The sequence below is a fragment of the uncultured Kushneria sp. genome (assembly GCF_947497025.1).
Taxonomy (GTDB): Bacteria; Pseudomonadota; Gammaproteobacteria; order Pseudomonadales; family Halomonadaceae; genus Kushneria.
Window position 1 is genome coordinate 235,294 of the sequence record NZ_CANMFC010000004.1, and the last position, 16,923, is coordinate 252,216.

The 16,923-nt window shown below is 60.0% G+C and carries 18 protein-coding genes; 3 read left to right on the forward strand and 15 right to left on the reverse strand.

The window, feature by feature from the left end; all coding sequences use genetic code 11:
- Both Q0931_RS09465 and Q0931_RS09470 read left to right on the forward strand, forming a co-directional pair.
- Positions 1-1,350: an RES family NAD+ phosphorylase gene (locus Q0931_RS09465; RefSeq protein ID WP_299259613.1), complete on the forward strand. Its 1,350-nt coding sequence runs from the start codon at positions 1-3 to the stop codon at positions 1,348-1,350.
- 265 nt (positions 1,351-1,615) lie between these two features.
- Positions 1,616-2,674 (forward strand): CHAT domain-containing protein, encoded by a 1,059-nt coding sequence (locus tag Q0931_RS09470; RefSeq protein ID WP_299259615.1) that lies wholly within the window; start codon positions 1,616-1,618, stop codon positions 2,672-2,674.
- Between the two features lie 182 nt (positions 2,675-2,856).
- Here the strand turns inward: Q0931_RS09470 and Q0931_RS09475 are convergent, their stop codons facing one another.
- From Q0931_RS09475 to Q0931_RS09485, 3 genes are all read right to left on the reverse strand, one after another.
- Positions 2,857-3,264: an NUDIX domain-containing protein gene (locus Q0931_RS09475; RefSeq protein ID WP_299259926.1), complete on the reverse strand. Its 408-nt coding sequence runs from the start codon at positions 3,262-3,264 to the stop codon at positions 2,857-2,859.
- A gap of 318 nt (positions 3,265-3,582) precedes the next feature.
- Positions 3,583-4,101, reverse strand: a complete 519-nt coding sequence (locus Q0931_RS09480; protein WP_366941601.1) for an RES family NAD+ phosphorylase — start codon at positions 4,099-4,101, stop codon at positions 3,583-3,585.
- Positions 4,098-4,526 carry a DUF2384 domain-containing protein gene (locus tag Q0931_RS09485; protein WP_295035833.1) on the reverse strand — a complete coding sequence of 143 codons (429 nt, stop codon included), beginning with the start codon at positions 4,524-4,526 and terminating at the stop codon, positions 4,098-4,100. Before Q0931_RS09485 ends, Q0931_RS09480 begins: the two co-directional genes overlap by 4 nt.
- Positions 4,527-4,685: 159 nt before the next feature.
- Here Q0931_RS09485 and Q0931_RS09490 point away from each other — a divergent pair, with 159 nt between their 5' ends.
- Positions 4,686-5,024, forward strand: a complete 339-nt coding sequence (locus tag Q0931_RS09490; protein ID WP_299259617.1) for a hypothetical protein — start codon at positions 4,686-4,688, stop codon at positions 5,022-5,024.
- A gap of 43 nt (positions 5,025-5,067) precedes the next feature.
- On the opposite strand, the gene Q0931_RS09495 is transcribed toward Q0931_RS09490, so the two are convergent.
- The 12 genes from Q0931_RS09495 to Q0931_RS09550 form a co-directional block, all read right to left on the reverse strand.
- Positions 5,068-6,570 carry a conjugal transfer protein TraG N-terminal domain-containing protein gene (locus tag Q0931_RS09495; protein WP_299259619.1) on the reverse strand — a complete coding sequence of 501 codons (1,503 nt, stop codon included), beginning with the start codon at positions 6,568-6,570 and terminating at the stop codon, positions 5,068-5,070.
- 1 nt (position 6,571) lies between these two features.
- Positions 6,572-6,925, reverse strand: a complete 354-nt coding sequence (locus Q0931_RS09500; RefSeq protein ID WP_299259621.1) for a hypothetical protein — start codon at positions 6,923-6,925, stop codon at positions 6,572-6,574.
- Positions 6,926-6,936: 11 nt separating this feature from the next.
- Positions 6,937-8,361, reverse strand: coding sequence for a hypothetical protein (locus tag Q0931_RS09505; protein ID WP_299259623.1), 1,425 nt, complete (start codon positions 8,359-8,361; stop codon positions 6,937-6,939).
- Between the two features lie 3 nt (positions 8,362-8,364).
- Positions 8,365-9,318 carry a TIGR03756 family integrating conjugative element protein gene (locus Q0931_RS09510; protein WP_299259625.1) on the reverse strand — a complete coding sequence of 318 codons (954 nt, stop codon included), beginning with the start codon at positions 9,316-9,318 and terminating at the stop codon, positions 8,365-8,367.
- Entirely contained in the window at positions 9,315-9,743 is a 429-nt protein-coding gene (locus Q0931_RS09515) for a TIGR03757 family integrating conjugative element protein (RefSeq protein ID WP_299259627.1), read from the reverse strand. The genes Q0931_RS09510 and Q0931_RS09515 overlap by 4 nt, the downstream gene beginning before the upstream one ends.
- 110 nt (positions 9,744-9,853) lie before the next feature.
- Positions 9,854-10,033, reverse strand: coding sequence for a hypothetical protein (locus Q0931_RS09520; RefSeq protein ID WP_299259629.1), 180 nt, complete (start codon positions 10,031-10,033; stop codon positions 9,854-9,856).
- Entirely contained in the window at positions 10,030-10,803 is a 774-nt protein-coding gene (locus tag Q0931_RS09525; protein WP_299259630.1) for a DsbC family protein, read from the reverse strand. The genes Q0931_RS09520 and Q0931_RS09525 overlap by 4 nt, the downstream gene beginning before the upstream one ends.
- Positions 10,800-11,462 (reverse strand): hypothetical protein, encoded by a 663-nt coding sequence (locus Q0931_RS09530; protein ID WP_299259632.1) that lies wholly within the window; start codon positions 11,460-11,462, stop codon positions 10,800-10,802. Before Q0931_RS09530 ends, Q0931_RS09525 begins: the two co-directional genes overlap by 4 nt.
- Positions 11,432-12,013: a DUF2726 domain-containing protein gene (locus tag Q0931_RS09535; protein ID WP_299259634.1), complete on the reverse strand. Its 582-nt coding sequence runs from the start codon at positions 12,011-12,013 to the stop codon at positions 11,432-11,434. Before Q0931_RS09535 ends, Q0931_RS09530 begins: the two co-directional genes overlap by 31 nt.
- Positions 12,010-14,964 (reverse strand): conjugative transfer ATPase, encoded by a 2,955-nt coding sequence (locus Q0931_RS09540; RefSeq protein WP_299259636.1) that lies wholly within the window; start codon positions 14,962-14,964, stop codon positions 12,010-12,012. The genes Q0931_RS09535 and Q0931_RS09540 overlap by 4 nt, the downstream gene beginning before the upstream one ends.
- Positions 14,964-15,458, reverse strand: a complete 495-nt coding sequence (locus Q0931_RS09545; RefSeq protein WP_299259638.1) for a TIGR03751 family conjugal transfer lipoprotein — start codon at positions 15,456-15,458, stop codon at positions 14,964-14,966. The genes Q0931_RS09540 and Q0931_RS09545 overlap by 1 nt, the downstream gene beginning before the upstream one ends.
- Positions 15,421-16,923, reverse strand: a complete 1,503-nt coding sequence (locus Q0931_RS09550) for a TIGR03752 family integrating conjugative element protein (RefSeq protein ID WP_299259930.1) — start codon at positions 16,921-16,923, stop codon at positions 15,421-15,423. The genes Q0931_RS09545 and Q0931_RS09550 overlap by 38 nt, the downstream gene beginning before the upstream one ends.

Genomic DNA, 16,923 nt, shown 5'->3' on the forward strand with positions numbered 1-16,923 from the left:
TTGGCCAGCTACATACCGGACCCTAAGACGTTCAATAAATGCGAGGCCCGACAAGTATCTATGATTTGCGTTGATTGCGTGACACCGACCCCACTCAAGCAATTGGTCGACATACACGGGGCGGAGGGTAGCTGCAAGTACTGCGGCCGTCATGGGCATGCTATAGAGTCGAAGCAGCTATTCGATTACGTTTACGAGCGCGTTGCGGAGAATGTTGCCGGCAAGGATGACCTGTCCCACTACGAGCTCGGCTTGCTATATCACTGTGGATCTGACTTCGTTGCCGTTTCAACTATCGATATCGTCCTCTCGGAGTGGTTTGAGCTCGGCGACGAACCTTACTTTGAGGATCTCTGCGGCGCCGTTCCACATGAGTTCAAGGTGGATGACGCGGGGGACGAAACGCATTTTTACATCGATGATGGCACGTTGGAGCAGAACATCTACGATGCCCGCTGGAAGAAGTTCGTTGAGGATGTCTACTACACACACCGCTACTTCAATGCCGGAGCCGACCAGTTCCTCCATTCCGTTTTTTCGGTGCTGGTGACCGACGGCAATCAGCTAAAGCCGGAGGTAGAGCGGATCATAGCCCATGGCGAGCTGCTCTACCGGGCACGCCATGCCCAGAACCAAAAGCAGGCGGAAGAAATCATCGGTAATCCTACCAGTCAGTTCGGGCTCACGCCAAAGCATCTGGCCAGCAGCCAACGGATGACCCCGAGTGGCATCTCCGCCCTATATTGCGCATTGGAGCGAGAGACCTGCCTCAGCGAAATCCGCTCCATCACCGGGGACCATGTGGTCAGTGTCGCCCTAACACCCATCAGCGAGCTCAGACTTCTGGACCTCACTGCGCTGGATCGCGTAGAGCCACCGGCGCTCACGATGCTGGACGAAGGGTTCCGCGAGTCACTACACCAGAAAGTGTTCCTAGGCTCGTTGGTCAAGAAGATGTCCCGGCCCAAGGTGCGCAATGACAAGTTGAGCTATTTGTCGACGCAGGTGGTCTTCGAGTATTTGCGGCTGCGGTTCGGCAAGTACGTGGATGGTCTGGTGTTCCCCTCCGTCCAAACGGGCGAGGCAGGAACCAACGTTGTCCTCTTCCCTGAAGCCAGCCGACTCTGCTACGTGCCTCCGACCGATCCTGATCCGGCGGACGGGCCTGCCCCGATCGCAGTACCACCGGAGAACCCATTTGGGCCGCCGGCCAAACTGGCCGTCGTGGCTGACTCCCTCCGGTTCCACAAGGTCACTGCGATTGAAACTAAGGCCAAGCAGTACAAACATATCGAAGGCCTATTCATGAGTGACTTGAATCGTAAGCGCCTGGGTTCGAAATTCGAATAAGCGAGGTGATGGAGAAGGTTTTGGCTTCTGCTAGGAGAGGACCTATCCATAGGGCCAGTTATGGACGTCCGCTTCTCGCCGAATGCGACCCAAAGCGGTCATGCTGGAAAAGGCTATATCCTCGTTTATTGGTGTTATATAGCCATGTCGACGAAAGTGCACATAAAAATCGATGAGTTGGTGCCACGGTACAAGAATGTTGAACGCGCGGGCTCGTTCAAGTCAATCAACTAACGCGCTGTCTATTACCTGTTAGGTTTTCATCATGTCTATCGAAACATTACGTAATCGAATAGCTCAACTCGAGAGAGAAAAAGCCAACTTCGAGAGATCGTTGAGTCGCGAGCAAGAAAACGCGCGCAAGAAGCAGGCCGAAATTTCTCAGATTAGCCGCTCGATTAACAAAAATACGTCGGTAAGCTCGCTCTCCTCGAAGCAACGGCAAATTGAGTCCAAACAACGCCAGCTGAGTGGCTACGAAAAAAAAGCTGCTGATTTACAGAGTAAGGTGGCAGGAAAGAATGCTGAGCTTCTTAAGAAGCTTAGCGAGGTTGGGAGAGCTGAGAAACAGGAGCAACGTCGTAATGACCAAGAGGAAAAGAAACGCCAGGGTCAGCAGCTCAGCCACTCGAAGCATGTGACAAGGGAGCTAGAAAGGCAGGCCCAAATCCATCGTCAATTATCTTCTGCTCCGATCGTAGTACAGTTTGCGGATTTGCCAAAGAAAATTACGGTTCTTTTTATTGCCTCGAACCCAACGGACCAAACACAGCTAAGACTAGACGAAGAAATACGTGCCATTACTAAGAAAATTCGCGAATCTGAGTACCGGGATGCTGTCGAACTCAAATCTTTGTGGGCCACTCGGCCCGATGATTTGCTCCAAGCCCTAAATGAATACAAACCGACGATTGTTCACTTCAGTGGTCACGGCTCCGACCTAGGCGAACTCGTCCTTCAAGACGACTCGGGGCATACAAAGTTGATTTCACTCGAGGCTATCGTCCAACTCTTTACGGTAATGGCTTCGGGGATTGAGCTTATTGTCTTCAATGCGTGCTTTTCTTATGCTCAAGCTGAGCGAGTGACAAGTCACGTCAAGGCAGCCATTGGCACGAACGATTCGGTAGGCGATGAAGCCGCTCGAGTGTTTGCGGCTCAGCTCTATTCGGCCATCGGGTTTGGTAAAAGTGTTCGAGAAGCATTTGCTCAGGCAAAAGTCGCACTTCAGCTCGAGGGCATCAAGGAAGAAGATATTCCCGAGCTATATGTTGCGGAGGATATCGACGATGAGAGTTTGGTTCTTGTGCGACCAGAAACCTAACAAATCGCTGCAGTTGACCGCCCAAATCGCTGCCGCGCTTCGGCCGGCAACTGAGCGTTGGCGTTATATCAGCTCTGACTGAATGTCCCCTTCTGGCCGAAAGCGGACGACTCAAAAGCCGCAGTTGTCGGTTAAAAGCTACCACCGCGACAGGGGTGGTCTGTTTCATGAGTGTGCTATTCCTATTGCGACATGTAACGCTGCTCAAGCAGAGGGAGGACAAGGTCATGGGTCAGTGGAGCTAGCTCTAGGCCGCAGGAATCTGATGCTGATATCCAAGCTATCTCATCGATTTCAGCAGCTGGAGTCGCCACATCTTCTGGTTTCGTTTCCACCCGGTATAGATCGCAATTGACGGTGAATCCCGGCTCGTTGGCGGCAGGAGCCTTGTAATTGCCAAGAAAAAACGCATCGTTTGGGTCAATGACTAAACCTAGCTCTTCTCGTAGTTCTCGCACGAGAGCATCCTGTGATCTTTCACCGTTATCTATTTTTCCGCCAGGTTGCATAAATGTCGAGGTGCCGCGTTTACGCACCACGAGCATTTGCTGCCGTTCATTGATCAGGACGGCTGCTGCTATATGGATCATACGTATCAATGTACAAAGCCCCCTTAGTTTATGAGCTGTTACCTTGCAACGAAGCGGTTTCTGGAACAAATAAATTGCTAACCGCTATAGCGCTTGTCTATCAATGGCCGAAAGCTGACACTGAAGGTGAGCCTGAGTCACTTGGCCAACCCGAACCGGAAGACTCTCAGTAGCAACTATCCGTGGAGCTGCCCTTTGGCCCTTTCCCTCGTCCGGCCCTTTGGGGTTGTCATGTTCAAACAACCGGATAACCCCCTTCCCCTTACTCCCCCTTCCCTTCCTATCCTTTTGCCGTAGGCTTTTCCTTTTCGGGAGGGCCTATATCCAAGAGCTCGAATCACGCGGCAGTTGGCCATGAGGGTCGTAGGCAACGAGTCTATCCGTGTCGGTCAGCGCTTCGGTAAAAAGAACCAGGTTCGTGCCCTCGGGCTTCGCTTGGGAAGGAAAGAGAGCACCCTTGCCGCCGGTTTCAAGAATCGCATCACCAATAAGCCAGGACGGCGGCTCGACTCGCTGGTTGAACCAGATACGGCGCCAATCACAGTAGAGTTCCTGCCACAAAGGATCCCAGGCTCTGCTGTAGCCCTGCCGGAAGTCGACCAAGTCAGTGACCTCCAATTCATAGCTCACGATCAGGCCCGGCGGCATGAGCGCTGACAGCTGCTTGTATTCGGCGATAGCCGTAGCCTCATCAATCGCTAGATAGAGCGCCGGCAACCCTACCCTGTTCAACCTTCCTCCGTGCTCTCCCGCGCCTGCACCGCTCGTCGGCATGAATGACCATTTGGGGTCATGAACGCGGTAAGTCACCGACGTGAACTGTGCGAGCCTGATCACCCGACTACCCCAGCCTGCAGGGCTCGGATGTAACGCAGCAGATCTTCGCTCCGCCCATCGCTGACCAACTGCTCCGCAGTCTGGTAATCGAAGGTGCTGATAGGCTCGTTGCGGAACCAGAACAAGGCATCGTGGAAATTGCCGTTAATATCGGTCGCTGCTGCAAGTACGCGAATGGCATCGCGCAGAAAGGTTTGGAGCTTTTCCGCACCCGCCGCGCGAGCGATGGTCGTGCGGTGAACGTGCGCTCGGCTGGCCAGTACCTGGACGTCCATGCTGAGAGCGCTGGCGAATAGGCGCGGGCTGATGATGGGTTGCCCGCCGGGGCGCGCCGCCGTCCTGAGATCCTCGACAAAACGGTCAAAGCTGTCCGGTGCCCGGTAGGCGCTCGGCTCGGTAGGCTCACGCAGGGCTTCGGTACCCATGGCACTCTCCTTGGCGTTTTGGTGCGCCATAAATGCATCACAAATGCATCATAACAGCTTCCCGCCGATTCATCAGGTCCGTGGCTTTTCTAACAAATTGCACTGGAACAGCGACAGCGCTACTGTGTAGCTATTGCAACTCTATCCATGGAGGCTCCAATGGGTCTCAAAAAATTGCTCTGGAACGACAACGCACGTGAGCTGTTCGCCGCTCGAGAGGCGCGCAGCGGCGGTGGCCTACGTGCGGCTTCTGAATCCCGTGGCACGGACCAGGCAAGAAAACTGGCCAGGGGTTCGGTAGCGTTCACGTCTGCCCTGCTGTTTGGGGCCAATGAGTCTCAGGGACTGTTGCGGACGTTGGCCCAGCCATCACCCGACCGGAAAGACAGCTCAGGGCTGGGATCCGTATTTGCTCCAGCAGAAGCTGAACTCGACGACCCACGCACAAACGAAATTTTTGGCGATTACTACGACAGTTTGGGTCGAAAAATTGAGTGATAACTGGGGCTCGACATTTACATGAGCCCCTGTGATCGGCATTTCACAGCGCTTTGTTTTGGACCTTATCTGCGGCTTGCCCCCCTGCCTTTTTCGATGCAGCCGATGCGTCAGAGATACCTTTCCCAACAGCGTTACCTGCCCCAGCACCAGCCCACGCCATTGTTCCGACCCAGATCCCGGGTAGCACCAGGAACATCATTCCGTTAACGAACCGCAGCACCATCTTGTCATTGCCGTTCTCCACGCCGGCTAGCCAGCTCATCTTGGCGGCGTCACTGCCGTACATCAGGTCGATCAGGTGTGAGTCGAGCCATCTGGCCAGCTCCCACCAGAACGTCAGGAAGAACAGTCCGAACAGGCCAAACATCGCGAGACCCGCGACCTTCACCGAGTAGCCCGACGCTACCGAAACGAACGGCAGGCAGATAATGATGGCCATCAGCATGATGCCCTGAATCATGGGCAGTGACTGTCTCAGGCTATCCATGCCCGCCTGGAACGGAATGGTGCCGAGCGCGTTACCGACCATGGCAGCCGCCGACGAGACGTCATCCGTAATTCCACCGTCCAAACTGCGATAGCCGATCGAGGCCTGTTCGGTGTTGCCGTTGGCCGCGCCCGAACGAGGGCTCACCATGCGGCGAATCATGTACTCCTCGGCGGAGGACCCGGTAGGGAAGAAGCTCTGCATCCGCGACCACAGCGACGTATCGACCTGATTTTTGAGTCGAGAGGCGAGGCCTGCGGCGTCATCGTTCCACCACTCTCGGCAGCTCGGGTATCCCGGTTGCCCGGGACCGGTGCTGGGGCGTGCTTGATCCCGGCTCGCCTGGTAGGGAAAGCCCGGCATTGGACGGGGCGCGTAGAAGCTATCGTAGTACCCACCGGTGTCGAGGAAGTAATCCGATCCGATCCAGTCAACGTCTTCGCTCGCTGCCTGATCCAGTGTCGTGCCGCTCTGGAACAGCTTGTTGCGGGCTGGCCCGAAACAGGCGAGCTGGAATTCACCCACCTCGCGCTTGAGACCAGGGTCCGAGATCGAGGTCAGATCGAGGGCGGTACGCACGGATTGATAGTCAGTGGAACAGGGGATTTTTGAGACGGCGACATTGGTGATCCCCTTGGAGATCGAGTGGGTCAGCGCCCACCACATGGGCACTCTCGGCTGCTGACCGTCGATCGAGGTCATGGTCGACTCGCCCCACTGGCCGGACGACATCATGACCGTACCGCATTGATCAGCGTGCTCCTGGTTCACGTTCACCGGATTCACGTTTAGGGTAAAAACGGGTACGCAGGTGAAGGCAAGCACCAGCAGCATGACGTAGAGCCGAGACTCGATCCGGTTGAGCGAAAGGACACCCTTGTTCCCCTCGTCATCCCCTTCCTGACGTGCCCGGAACCACTCGCCGGCGACGAGCGCGATGAACGGGACGACCGCAATGCCGGTCGAGGTCAGTGCATCCCAGATGCCGTTGTTCACTACCCACCCCAGGGTGAGCATGGTGCCTTCCATGTAGTCATTGACCGCAAACGTCGCCATGTCAGGCCCCCCACCAGGTGAATAGGTTGTATCCTTCGATCAGCACCACGACGATCAAAATCACGCGCTCGAGCTTGTGCAGGAGCAGCCGGCCCTGCTTGCCGCCGTCACGATCATCGGCCACGCGCTCGAGCAAACGCCGGCGTCCAATGCGGATCCAGAGGAAGACGAGCGAGCCATAGAAGACCAGGCGCCAGACCAGCAGCCAGTAGCGATGCTCGCCCAACGCGTTCTGGAACTCCTGAATGCCCCCATAGAGCCGCATGCCCACGGAGACGACGACACCACCGACGATGAAAGCGGCAACCAATCCGACCAGGCCCAACAGGAGTGGGTGGCGTTTGAGCATCGACATCATCACGCCCCTTACTCGGTGTCGACGGGCGCGCCGCGACCGTCCAGCTGACTGCGTGGCGAGCTGTACTCGTCCTGCACCGCGCCACTGGCCCGGTTGGAGGCACGACGGAGTGCGGACATCGCGGCACTGCTGGCCAGCGATTTGCGGATCTCCATCTCACTCTGCAGCAGCTCGATATCGCGGTTAAAGGCATCGACCTTGCGGTCCAGCGCGGTCATGCCCTCGGGATTACCTTCGATGCCGGGTTCACTGGATCCCGCGATCAGCGCGCGTCGGGCCCACATGGCCTTGGTCAGGGTGCGAGCCAGCGCCATCTCGCTTGAGAGGCGCTGGGCCAGCAGCGGCCCCTGGGGATCGCTACGCATGGCCTCGATCACGCCGCGCGATACGGCCAGGCCATTGCCGGCGGAGACGTCGTTGAGCTTCGACTGGGTGATCTCGCCACCGTTGAGCATGCCGACCAGCGTCTCGTGAATATCGCTCTGCTCGTCCTCGAGTTCTCGAATCAGCCCGGTACCGGCGATGGTCTCGGACTTCTCGCAGCCGTCGCAGGAGCGCAGCTCGGTATCACCGACGATCTTCTTGGTCCACTCGGCGGCATCGCCGGGCGATCCCCAAACCGTACACATGCCGCCCTGACAGTCGTTACCGCTACCACCTGAAGCGCCATTGCCGCCGGCGATGCCACCACCGCCGACCCAATCCCCGCTCGAGGTCGCCACCGATCCCCAGCCATCGCCCCCACCGGATACTGACTCGTCGCTCGTGGGATCGGTGCGACCGTACAGCAGGTTGTATCCCGCTTTGGCCGTATCCTCGACCACCCGCATCGGCTGCTGACCACTGCCGCCACGCTTCTGACCGCCGACCCAGGTCCGTCCGGAGTTTCCGGCCTGGGCTTCGGCTTGCTCCTGGGCTGAGACGGCATCCGTGTTGCCGGCCGCAATGTCCTGCCAGTTCTCTGCCATCGCCGCTTGCTGCATCTGGCCACCGATCGTGGCATCGGCCAGCTGCTCGGACATGCGCTGACAGGAGAGCTTCGATTTGTCGAAGTCGAGCCGGCCCTGCATGACGCCGTTGGTCAGCAGGTCGTAAAGCGCCGGATTGGAGCGCTGGATGATCATCGCGGGCAGGCTGGCCACCGCGCCAGTCGCGTTGGAGACCACGCTGCCCATCATGTTCTGGAAGCCGTTGGTGACGCCGTTGAGCTGATTGCTCACCGTCGATCCCACGTCGAAGTTGCCGCAGGTGGCATTGACGTCCCAACTGACACCGAGTCCCTGTGCTCTGGGGCCATGTCCCAGCCCTGCCGAGGCACCAAACGGAGCGGCACCACCGATGTCGTAATAGAGACTGTCCGCGGACTGCGCCTGAGCCAGCAGCGGTGTCGCGAGAGCTACCGAGAGGGTCAGCGGAATTAGGGTTCGTTTCATGGCTTACTCTCCGGTGAAGTACAGCAGTTCCTGGCCGCGTTTCTTGCAACAGCGATAGGGCCGCCACAGCGCCCAGGCGTAGTCGCCCGGTTCCTGCAGCTGATCGTTCTCGCCACCGTCGGGAAAGGTCGAGCACGACATGCGCATGTTGGGTGCCAGCTCCTGCCACTCGTGGGTCTCGGCATCACCCTCCTTGACCGGATCCGGCCCCCAGATGCCGTTGCTCTCGGAATGCCGGGCGATGAGGGGCTGATAGACGTGAGGCTGTCCGCTACGCGTCACGACGTCGGCAGCACGCTGTGCCGCCGTCGCCGCAACCTTGTAGTCGTGGGTCTGGGAGACGAAGCCACTGCGCGGATAGATCGGGCTCCACAGATCGCCCACACTGCCCATCTCTCGCATGCCCGGTGTCAGCGCTTCGGGGTAGGCCATCTCCGGCACGCCAGAGCGCCAGGCCAACGCATCGAGGGTCGAGATGAAGTACGGCATCAGTGGTTGCGAGTTGCTCTCACAGAACCAGCCGAAGCCGCTGGCAAACCGATAGAACAGCTCCGAGGGATGGCCGATCGCGTCGACATTCTTGAAATGCGTGTTCGAATGCTGCTGCGCGACGGACTCGCGCGCGGATCCACCGCCTAGGGCGTCACCCGTCGGGGGCGACAGCATCGCGATCTCGGTCCAGGGGTTATCACCGGTGTTCTCGTAGGCGCTGACGACCAGTTCGGGAATGTAGTGCTTCACCCGGATCGAGGTTCGTACCGTGCAACCCCAGGCCGAGCAGTAGAGCCAGGCGCACATGCCGATGACCTGGTAGTCGAGGCACTGGGTGCTCATCGACGACTGGAGGATCTCGGGCGTCGTGATCGCCTGCGCACGGGGAGCGCTCGTCATGCTGGCCAGCCCGACAATCAGCGCGAAGGCAACGGCAACAGGCAATGTCGTGAGAGACCGCTTCATGGTTGCTCTCCCCTCGCCTGTTCGATCTCCTCGAGCGCGCGTGAGATGTCCGGCTCGCCGTACACCACGTAATGGCTGTCGACCACCACGGCCGGCACTCTCTCGATGCCCAGCATCCAGGCACGAGCTACCCCCTGATAGAGCTCGCCATAGTCCTGCAGTGTCCGCTGCCACTCAGGGTCGTTCATGCGCGATTGCAGCATCTGCTTGGCCCGTGACGGGTCAGCGGGAAGATCCTGTGACAGCCGAGCGTCGAGACGCGCCGGCGCATCCAGCTCGACCACGGCAGCGGATGCCGGCACATTGACGACCGGCTCTCCCGCAATCGTAAACACCTCGACGCCGGCGACAGCGGTCTGGCCCCAGGCCAGCAGGCAGAGCGATGACAGCACGACAAGTGGGCGCAGTTGAGGAAAGGAGGACATGGTCGGGCTCCCGAGTGTAGGTATTGTTCAGAGGCTGACATCTGGGAGGAGGTGAATCGTCGGAAAACGTTAAACGCGTGCAGCATGTTTCCCGACGCGGAATGATTGAGTCAGGGTTCAGGATGAGTGTGACGTTTCAGCTCTTCGGGAACACGGTAGCTCGGCCATTCGCGCTGAAGAGACTCCCAATCCCCCTCAAGCCATAACCGCAGGAACGTGGCCGGTTCGTCGTCATTGATCGCAAACTGCATGGCGTCGATGAATATCTGTCGCTGTCGCATCGGATTCATGAGCTGGATCTCCCGATCGCCTGAATCAACTGTCGCGCGGGCACGTAGCCCTCTCCCATCTCGCCATTGGGGAGCACGATGGAGGGTGTCCCTTGCACCCCGAACTGCTGTCCCAGCGAAAAACCGTCATCAACGGCTGACTGGCAACTCTTCGACGGTCTGGACGCGAGAGCTTTGTCATGAAATGCACGGGTCATGGCATCAGTGGGAGACTCTGAACAAAGTACCTGAGCCAGTTGATTGGCCGCCGGAGAGTGGCTGCCGGCACGAGGAAACGGCACGTAGCGCACCGTGATGCCGGCTTGTGTCAGCTGATCGATCTCTTGATGCAGCTTCTGGCAGTAGGGACAGGTCGTATCGGTGAAGACGGTGATGCGTCCGATCTCCTCGCCCTTGGCGGGATAATCCACCGTGCCCCCCTCTGGAATGGCATTGAGCTGGTCCAGCCGCTCCTGACGGTCATGCTGCTCGGTGACGTTGATGAGCCCGTCGGGGCCGTTGTCGTAAAGGCTCCCCACGACCATGTGACGTCCCTGAGCGTCGCTGTAGAACGTGTCACCGTTTCGCAGCCGCACCTCGTAGATTGGTCCCTCCAGCTCGACCCGCCGAATGGAGTCCGTCGTCACGGGCTGGCCGTTGATTGCCAGGTCTTGCAGCGCAGCGGGAGGCGTCGTGTTCGGCACATCAGGCACCGGAATACCGGTGGCCTGCGCTGATACGGGCATCATCAGGGTCAGTCCGACAGCGTAAAGCAGGTTGGGAGCTTTCATCGCAGTGCCTCCAGGCATTCATGGACGGTGTCTCCGCCGTAGGTATCGATGGTCCAGCAATCCCCCAGGGTGATCGCCGGCAGTTCGAGTGACTCGTGGATATCCAGGTAGCGACAGCCATCCCGCAATGCTTCGCTGACGTGGGCACGCCGGCTTGGCGAAAAGCCCTGCCGCTTGAGACGAGAAAACCGGTTACGCCCGATCTCGGGCGCGGCGTGTTCCTCAGTGGCAAACTCGCTCTGCGCCCACCAGTTGGCGATATCCATCGACCAGGTGTTTCCACTCCCCTCCTCGAACACCAGGTCGAGCCGGTGCGTGATCTGGAAGTGACCGGGCGGCAACGCCGAGACGTCCACAGTCCAGTGGAAAGTCACTTCACCGGCCTGCTGCCCCTCTGGCAGCGTGATGAAGTGACCCAGATGGCAGTCGTCGGATCCACCGACGAAATACAGTCGATTGGGATACGGCTGACGAAGTGTCCAGCCCGTCGCAGGAATGACGGGCATGTCGAGCCAGCTCGCCGATACCGACAGGGTGATGTCCTCGAGCGCGACACCATCGAAGGGATCGACCTGCAGGGCCGGGAGTAGATGCAGCGTGCGCGCTCTCGCGTCGAGGTTCATCGTGCTCACCGCGTCGTCGATCTGGAGTTGTTGCATGTAACCGATCCTTCTTTCGGGGTCGTGAGGTAAGGCATCAGACGCTCCTGAATCTCCCGCGCGTCATAGCGACCGCTGGCCGGAAAACGCAACAGCGGCACGCCCGCCGACGCGAAGGCGTCGTCAACGAAACGGTCACGCCGCTTACGATCGCGACGGCGATGACTGCGGTCATCGAGCTCGATCGCGGCGAGAATTCGCCTACCGCGTGGCTCGCACACCACGAGATCGACATGCTTCGAACTGATCAGCCGGAAGTAGCGCCACCACCGCTGATCGCGGCCATGGCGCTTGCGAAAGCGCACCTGCAGCACGTCGGCGATCCGAACCTTGCAGGCAATCAACGCTGTCGAGCCGGCGGCCCGATGAACAGCGGCGTAGAAAGCCTGCTCGGTTGGGGTATTCAGTGAAGCCTGGGGAATATAGGGGAGTGAACGACCACGCCGGCCGGACAGGACAGCCAGAATGGCCCCAATAATCCCGAGGGCCAGTAGCCCTGCCACGACCACGCCGACGAGACTCATCACTTCGTTGATGCCATTCTGACTCATACCGCCACATCCTCGTCCCGCTGAGCCAGACCGCCGGACTCGAACGCGGCTTCGTCGATGAAGCCACGCTTGGCGTCCATCTCCTTCGCGATATGAATGGCCGCTTCCAGCTCGGAACAACGCTTCTCGAGCATGATGCTGCGGCGTGCCTTCTTCTCGTCCCCCTCGGTACCCGAGAGCGCGAGATAGAGGCTTGGCTGCACGACGCGAAACAGCGATTCCACCGCCGAGGCGAGCACCACGCCCTCGGTGTACTTCTTGGAGATCTTCGATGCCGAGAGCAGCAACTCCTCCTGCGCCGGCGACAGCGACTTGAAGCGCTTGATCTTCTGCACCTCGTCGGGCGGCATCACCAGACAGATCCAGAATTCGATCATGTTGAGCAGCTTCTCGGCGGCGTCCGGGAAATCTTCCACGTTCTGGGTGGCGAACCAGAGCCAGTACATGAGCTTACGGCCCATCTTGCCCACCTTGACGAAGAACGGGCTCAGCAGCGGATTGACCGTTACGACGTGACTTTCGTCGATGATCTGCACGATATGACGACCGTCGTACTGGGTCCGCTCGGCCAGGTTGGTGATCATGTTGGTGATCGAGATGACCGACAGTGCTAACTGCGCGCCATAGCCCTCGCGGGCATAGGTCGCGAGATCGACCAGTGTGACGTCACACTCCGGCCAGGGATCGCCGGTCGAGTTGAACACCTCGCCATCGAATCCATCGCAGAACAGGCCGATATTCATGCCCATCTCGTTGGCGCGGCGCTGGGTCTCCTCGTGAACGTCAGGATCCCGGGAGATCGCGAAGAAGGCCTCCCGCACGTCCTCGGTCTTGCAGGGGCGTGCCTCCTCGAAGGTCAATCGTGCGGCACGCATAATGGCATCGCGCACCATGCGTCGATCGGCACGCCGGAAGCGCCGCTCCTCTTCTTCCTCACCACCGGTGATCATCAACCGTGCGGTGATCTCCATTTCGCCGAGTAGATCACGCTTGTCCTCGTCGAGATCCTCCTCCTCGTCGTCATCCTCGATCGGTGCGGGCAGCGCGTCGTCGACGCTCTCCCCTCGTGCACGCGCTTCGGCATCCTCGGCAGCGCGACGGCGGGCGTGTTCGTCCTCGAGCAACCGGTGGGCTTCCAGAAACGGCGCCAGTGACACCCCGGAACCCGGCGACAGTTTGACCTTGTTGACGCTCAGGCCGTTGCGCTCGAAGTAGTCGGCGAGCAGCCCAAAGCTGTTACCGACCTCTAGAATGAACAGACGTGGCCGACGCACCGCCATGAGCTGGGCACACATTGCCGTCAGCGATGCCGACTTGCCCGCCCCCGTCGGTCCACTGATGAAGGCGTGGGCGTTCTTCTCGCGATCGGCCAGATGGAAGGGGTCGAAGGAGAGCGTTTCGCCGCCACGATTGAACATCGTCAGTCCCGGACGACCGGTGCCTCGAGCCCGTCCGAAGAACGGGCTCAGATTGGCCAAGTGCTGGACGTAGTTGTAGGCCGTGTACCAGCGGTTGCGCGCGTCCTTGTCAGGATCGAACGCCATCGGCATCCAGCGCAGATAGGTATTGAGCGAAGCGATCTCGTCTTCCGGCTCCACCGGTTTCAGGCTCGACTGATACAGCTTGGTGCTCAGTGCCTGACACTTCTGTCGCAGATCCGTCTCGTCCTCGCCACGCACGTAAAACACCAGCGACGACTGATACAGGTAATGGCGCTCGGCCATGAACTCCTTGGCCTTCTCGCAGTCCCGACGCACGCTGACCGCGAGCACGCTATCCCCGTGAGCCTTGTCCTTGAGCCGATTGATATGATCCTCGAGCGGCTCTTGCGGTGACGCGACAATGGTCAACACCATCACGGTTCCCTCGGGGAGCACGTCCATCAACGCGTTCGAGACCTTGGATTTGCTACCCTGACGCTTGACCTCGCCGGTGATGTGACCAATGTCCGGACGTCGGCGCAGCTCATCAACCACCAGGCAGCGGTGCGGCAGACCGTCGAAATACCACAGGCCCTTGTCGGCGTCGGACTCGGGGGCGTTGAAGAGCACGTCGCCGCCCAGGTCATAGTCATAGGGCAAATTGTCGTCGCCCGGGTACTCCACCAGGTCATAGAACGCCTGCGGATCCTCGGGAGACATGGCCGGTCGCGGATTGAGCCAGACCACCATCCAGCGATGGAAGTCGCGTCCGTCGTAACGCCGCAGTGTGAGGCCCACACCCTCGAGCGCCGACGCCAGTCGGTCATAGACCATGTTGGCCTCTTCCTCGGGCGTCAGCGGCTGACCGCGGCCGGACTGTGCCTGCTTGTTGAGACGGCGATACAGCACCAATCGTGTGCGCCGGGTCTGACCCTTCCACTGCGTCTGCGTCACCACGTCATCGTGAAAAACGCCCCCCTCCTGGGAGATGGACTTGAGGTGGCGCTCGAACTGCCCCAGCCACTCCTGGGTGTAGGCCGTCTCCAGCAGCCCGCTGGAGGCCCGGGTCGACTCCGGATCTGGACAGTCGATATAGGCTTTCAGACGCTCCATGATGTCGCGGTAGTCGACCTCATCCTGCGCGTAGATCTGAGCCACCCAGGGAGAGTTGTCGTGCTGCGGGAGCGCGTCCTGAAACGCCCCCTCGATCAGGTCACGCTTGGCGGTCAGCCACTCCTCGGAGCGCCCCTCGGTGGCCAGCGGCACGATCTCGGCCACGATCCCCACCGAGCGACAGTCGTCCATCAGAAAACTCTGCGATGCCGGTAGGTACTCGATGAATGGCAAATAGTTGGCAAACGATGGGGCGCGCTCGTAGAGCTTGTCGACATCGCGTTCGGTGATCGGCTTGCCGCGCGGCACCGATGTCGGCCGCCCACCACGAGAGGTGCCCTCCTCTTGATTAGCGGCGTCCTCCTCGCGCTGGTCGGCATGGCCGAACCAGCGGTTCATGAGCGCATTGAGCGACATCAGCGCGTCCTCCCTGCCGGTCGCGCGCCCTCCCCGGGCATGGCGTACTGCGGCTTGTTGTAGAGCGGAAAGACCGTGGAGTAGCCCGGTACCGGCACCGACTCACCACCGGCGAGGTGGGGATAGACGAACATCACCAGGTCGGGATTGGGTAAACGCGAGAACTGGCTATAGATCTCGTTGGCCGCCTCCCGCGTGTATCGCGTCTGCTCGGCTCGCATCTCGCCGTCTCCAATCGGACGACGCAGCGCGCCGCGAGCCGCGTCCACCGCACGCTGGCCGGGGCTGCCGGTCCGCTGGCTGTCGCCCCCGGCCGTGGAACCCTGCTCCCAAAGTTCCTGCATGGTCATGCCGTTGGTCGGCATCAGTTCGTCCTTCGAGGTCGCACAGCCCGAGAGCATCGCGAGACTGATCAAACCCAGTGCGGCGATCGCGATGCGCGTCGCCGCGCGATATTCAGTCGAGCCCGACTGTGGTTGCGGTTGACGTGTCATAGCGCACCTTCCTCCCTTCGGTCTCGTAATCGATCGGCAGCTGCTTGTTGATGTGGATGGCCACGTTCTGCCCCGGCGGCACGTAGACCGCCGCGAACGCCTCGCCGTAGAGCTTGTTGACCCACTCGCTCATGTCGTTGACGCCTTGGCTGAGGATCTGCCCCACGGCCTGGTTGCCGCTCATGGCCTGAGAAATGGAACCGTCGCTGCCGAATGAAGTAATCGACGTCGAGTCATCATCCGAGAGCATCGTCGCCGCGCCGGCGCCGGCGGCCGTCAAAAGCCCCTGGGTGCCGAGATACTGCTGGGCGTTGCTGCGGCGCATGCCGCTGATGCAGGGAAGGCCCGCCTGATCGCTGATCCAGCCGATGGAATCGCCTCCACCGATGGTCTGGTTCTGGTTGCTGCGGTTATCGTTGCCGCCACCGCCCTGATTGACGTCTTCTGGCGATGGCACCGTGCGGATCGTGCCGTCCTCGAAGACGAAGGTGAGACTGGTGATGTTTCCGCGCACACAGGAGAGGGTCCAGTCACCAGTGGCGGTGCCACTGGCGACGGCAGCCCGGACCTCGGGCAGTTCGATGCCGTTGGCCGTGAGGTTGTCCTTGCCGATCATCACCTTGAACGGATACGGGTCGTTGACCGTGCCGTCGACAGGTACCCGTCCCAACAACGCCGTCATGGCCAGAGAGCCCATCAGGGTCGAGTTCTCGGGGATGGTATAGACCGGCTCCACCGTGGCCTCGTCCGGCTGGCCGGTCGCGCTGGCCTTGATCGCGCTGTTGGCCCGCGACGCCGCATCACCCACATCGCTCGCCGCCGCCTTGAACGAGGTGGGGAAAGCCGGCCCCTCGGCTCGTCGCGAGCCATTGCGCCCGGTCTCTTGACGCTGATCCATTGGCTCGACCCACGCCAGATTGCCTCCGGCGCTGTAGCTACCGGTGGGACCGCCGCCGCCCTCGAGACCGAGACCGATCGGCATGTCGTCATCGCCGCTCTCGTCAGCGTCGCCGGTGAAACCCTCCTTCAGGTTGCGGATCTGGCCCTGAAGATTGTTGAGCAGGCTTTGATTCTCACGCTGGTTCTGGCGACGCTCTTGCGTGAAATCCTGCTGCTGATCGCGCAGGGCACTGCGGATGCGTCCGTCTACATTGTCGTTGCGCTCGGCCAGCTCCTGGTTCTGCTCACGCAGCTTGTCGTTGGCATCGAGAATTCTGTTCATTTGATCGCGCATCAACCGCGTCTGCCCCACCAGGGTGGCCACCGTGTCCTCCGGCGTGTCCCCCTCGATCCCCAGGGCCTTGAGCTCGTCCTGACTCAACGTCAGCGAAGGATCCTTCTTGTCGAGAGAACCTTGCTGTGCTGACTGTTGATCCGAGTCCGAACCTGGCCACATCACGACGATGGCCAATGCCAGTGCCAGAAACAGCGGCACGAGCACCTTCAACAGGCCGTTGCCCTGCAG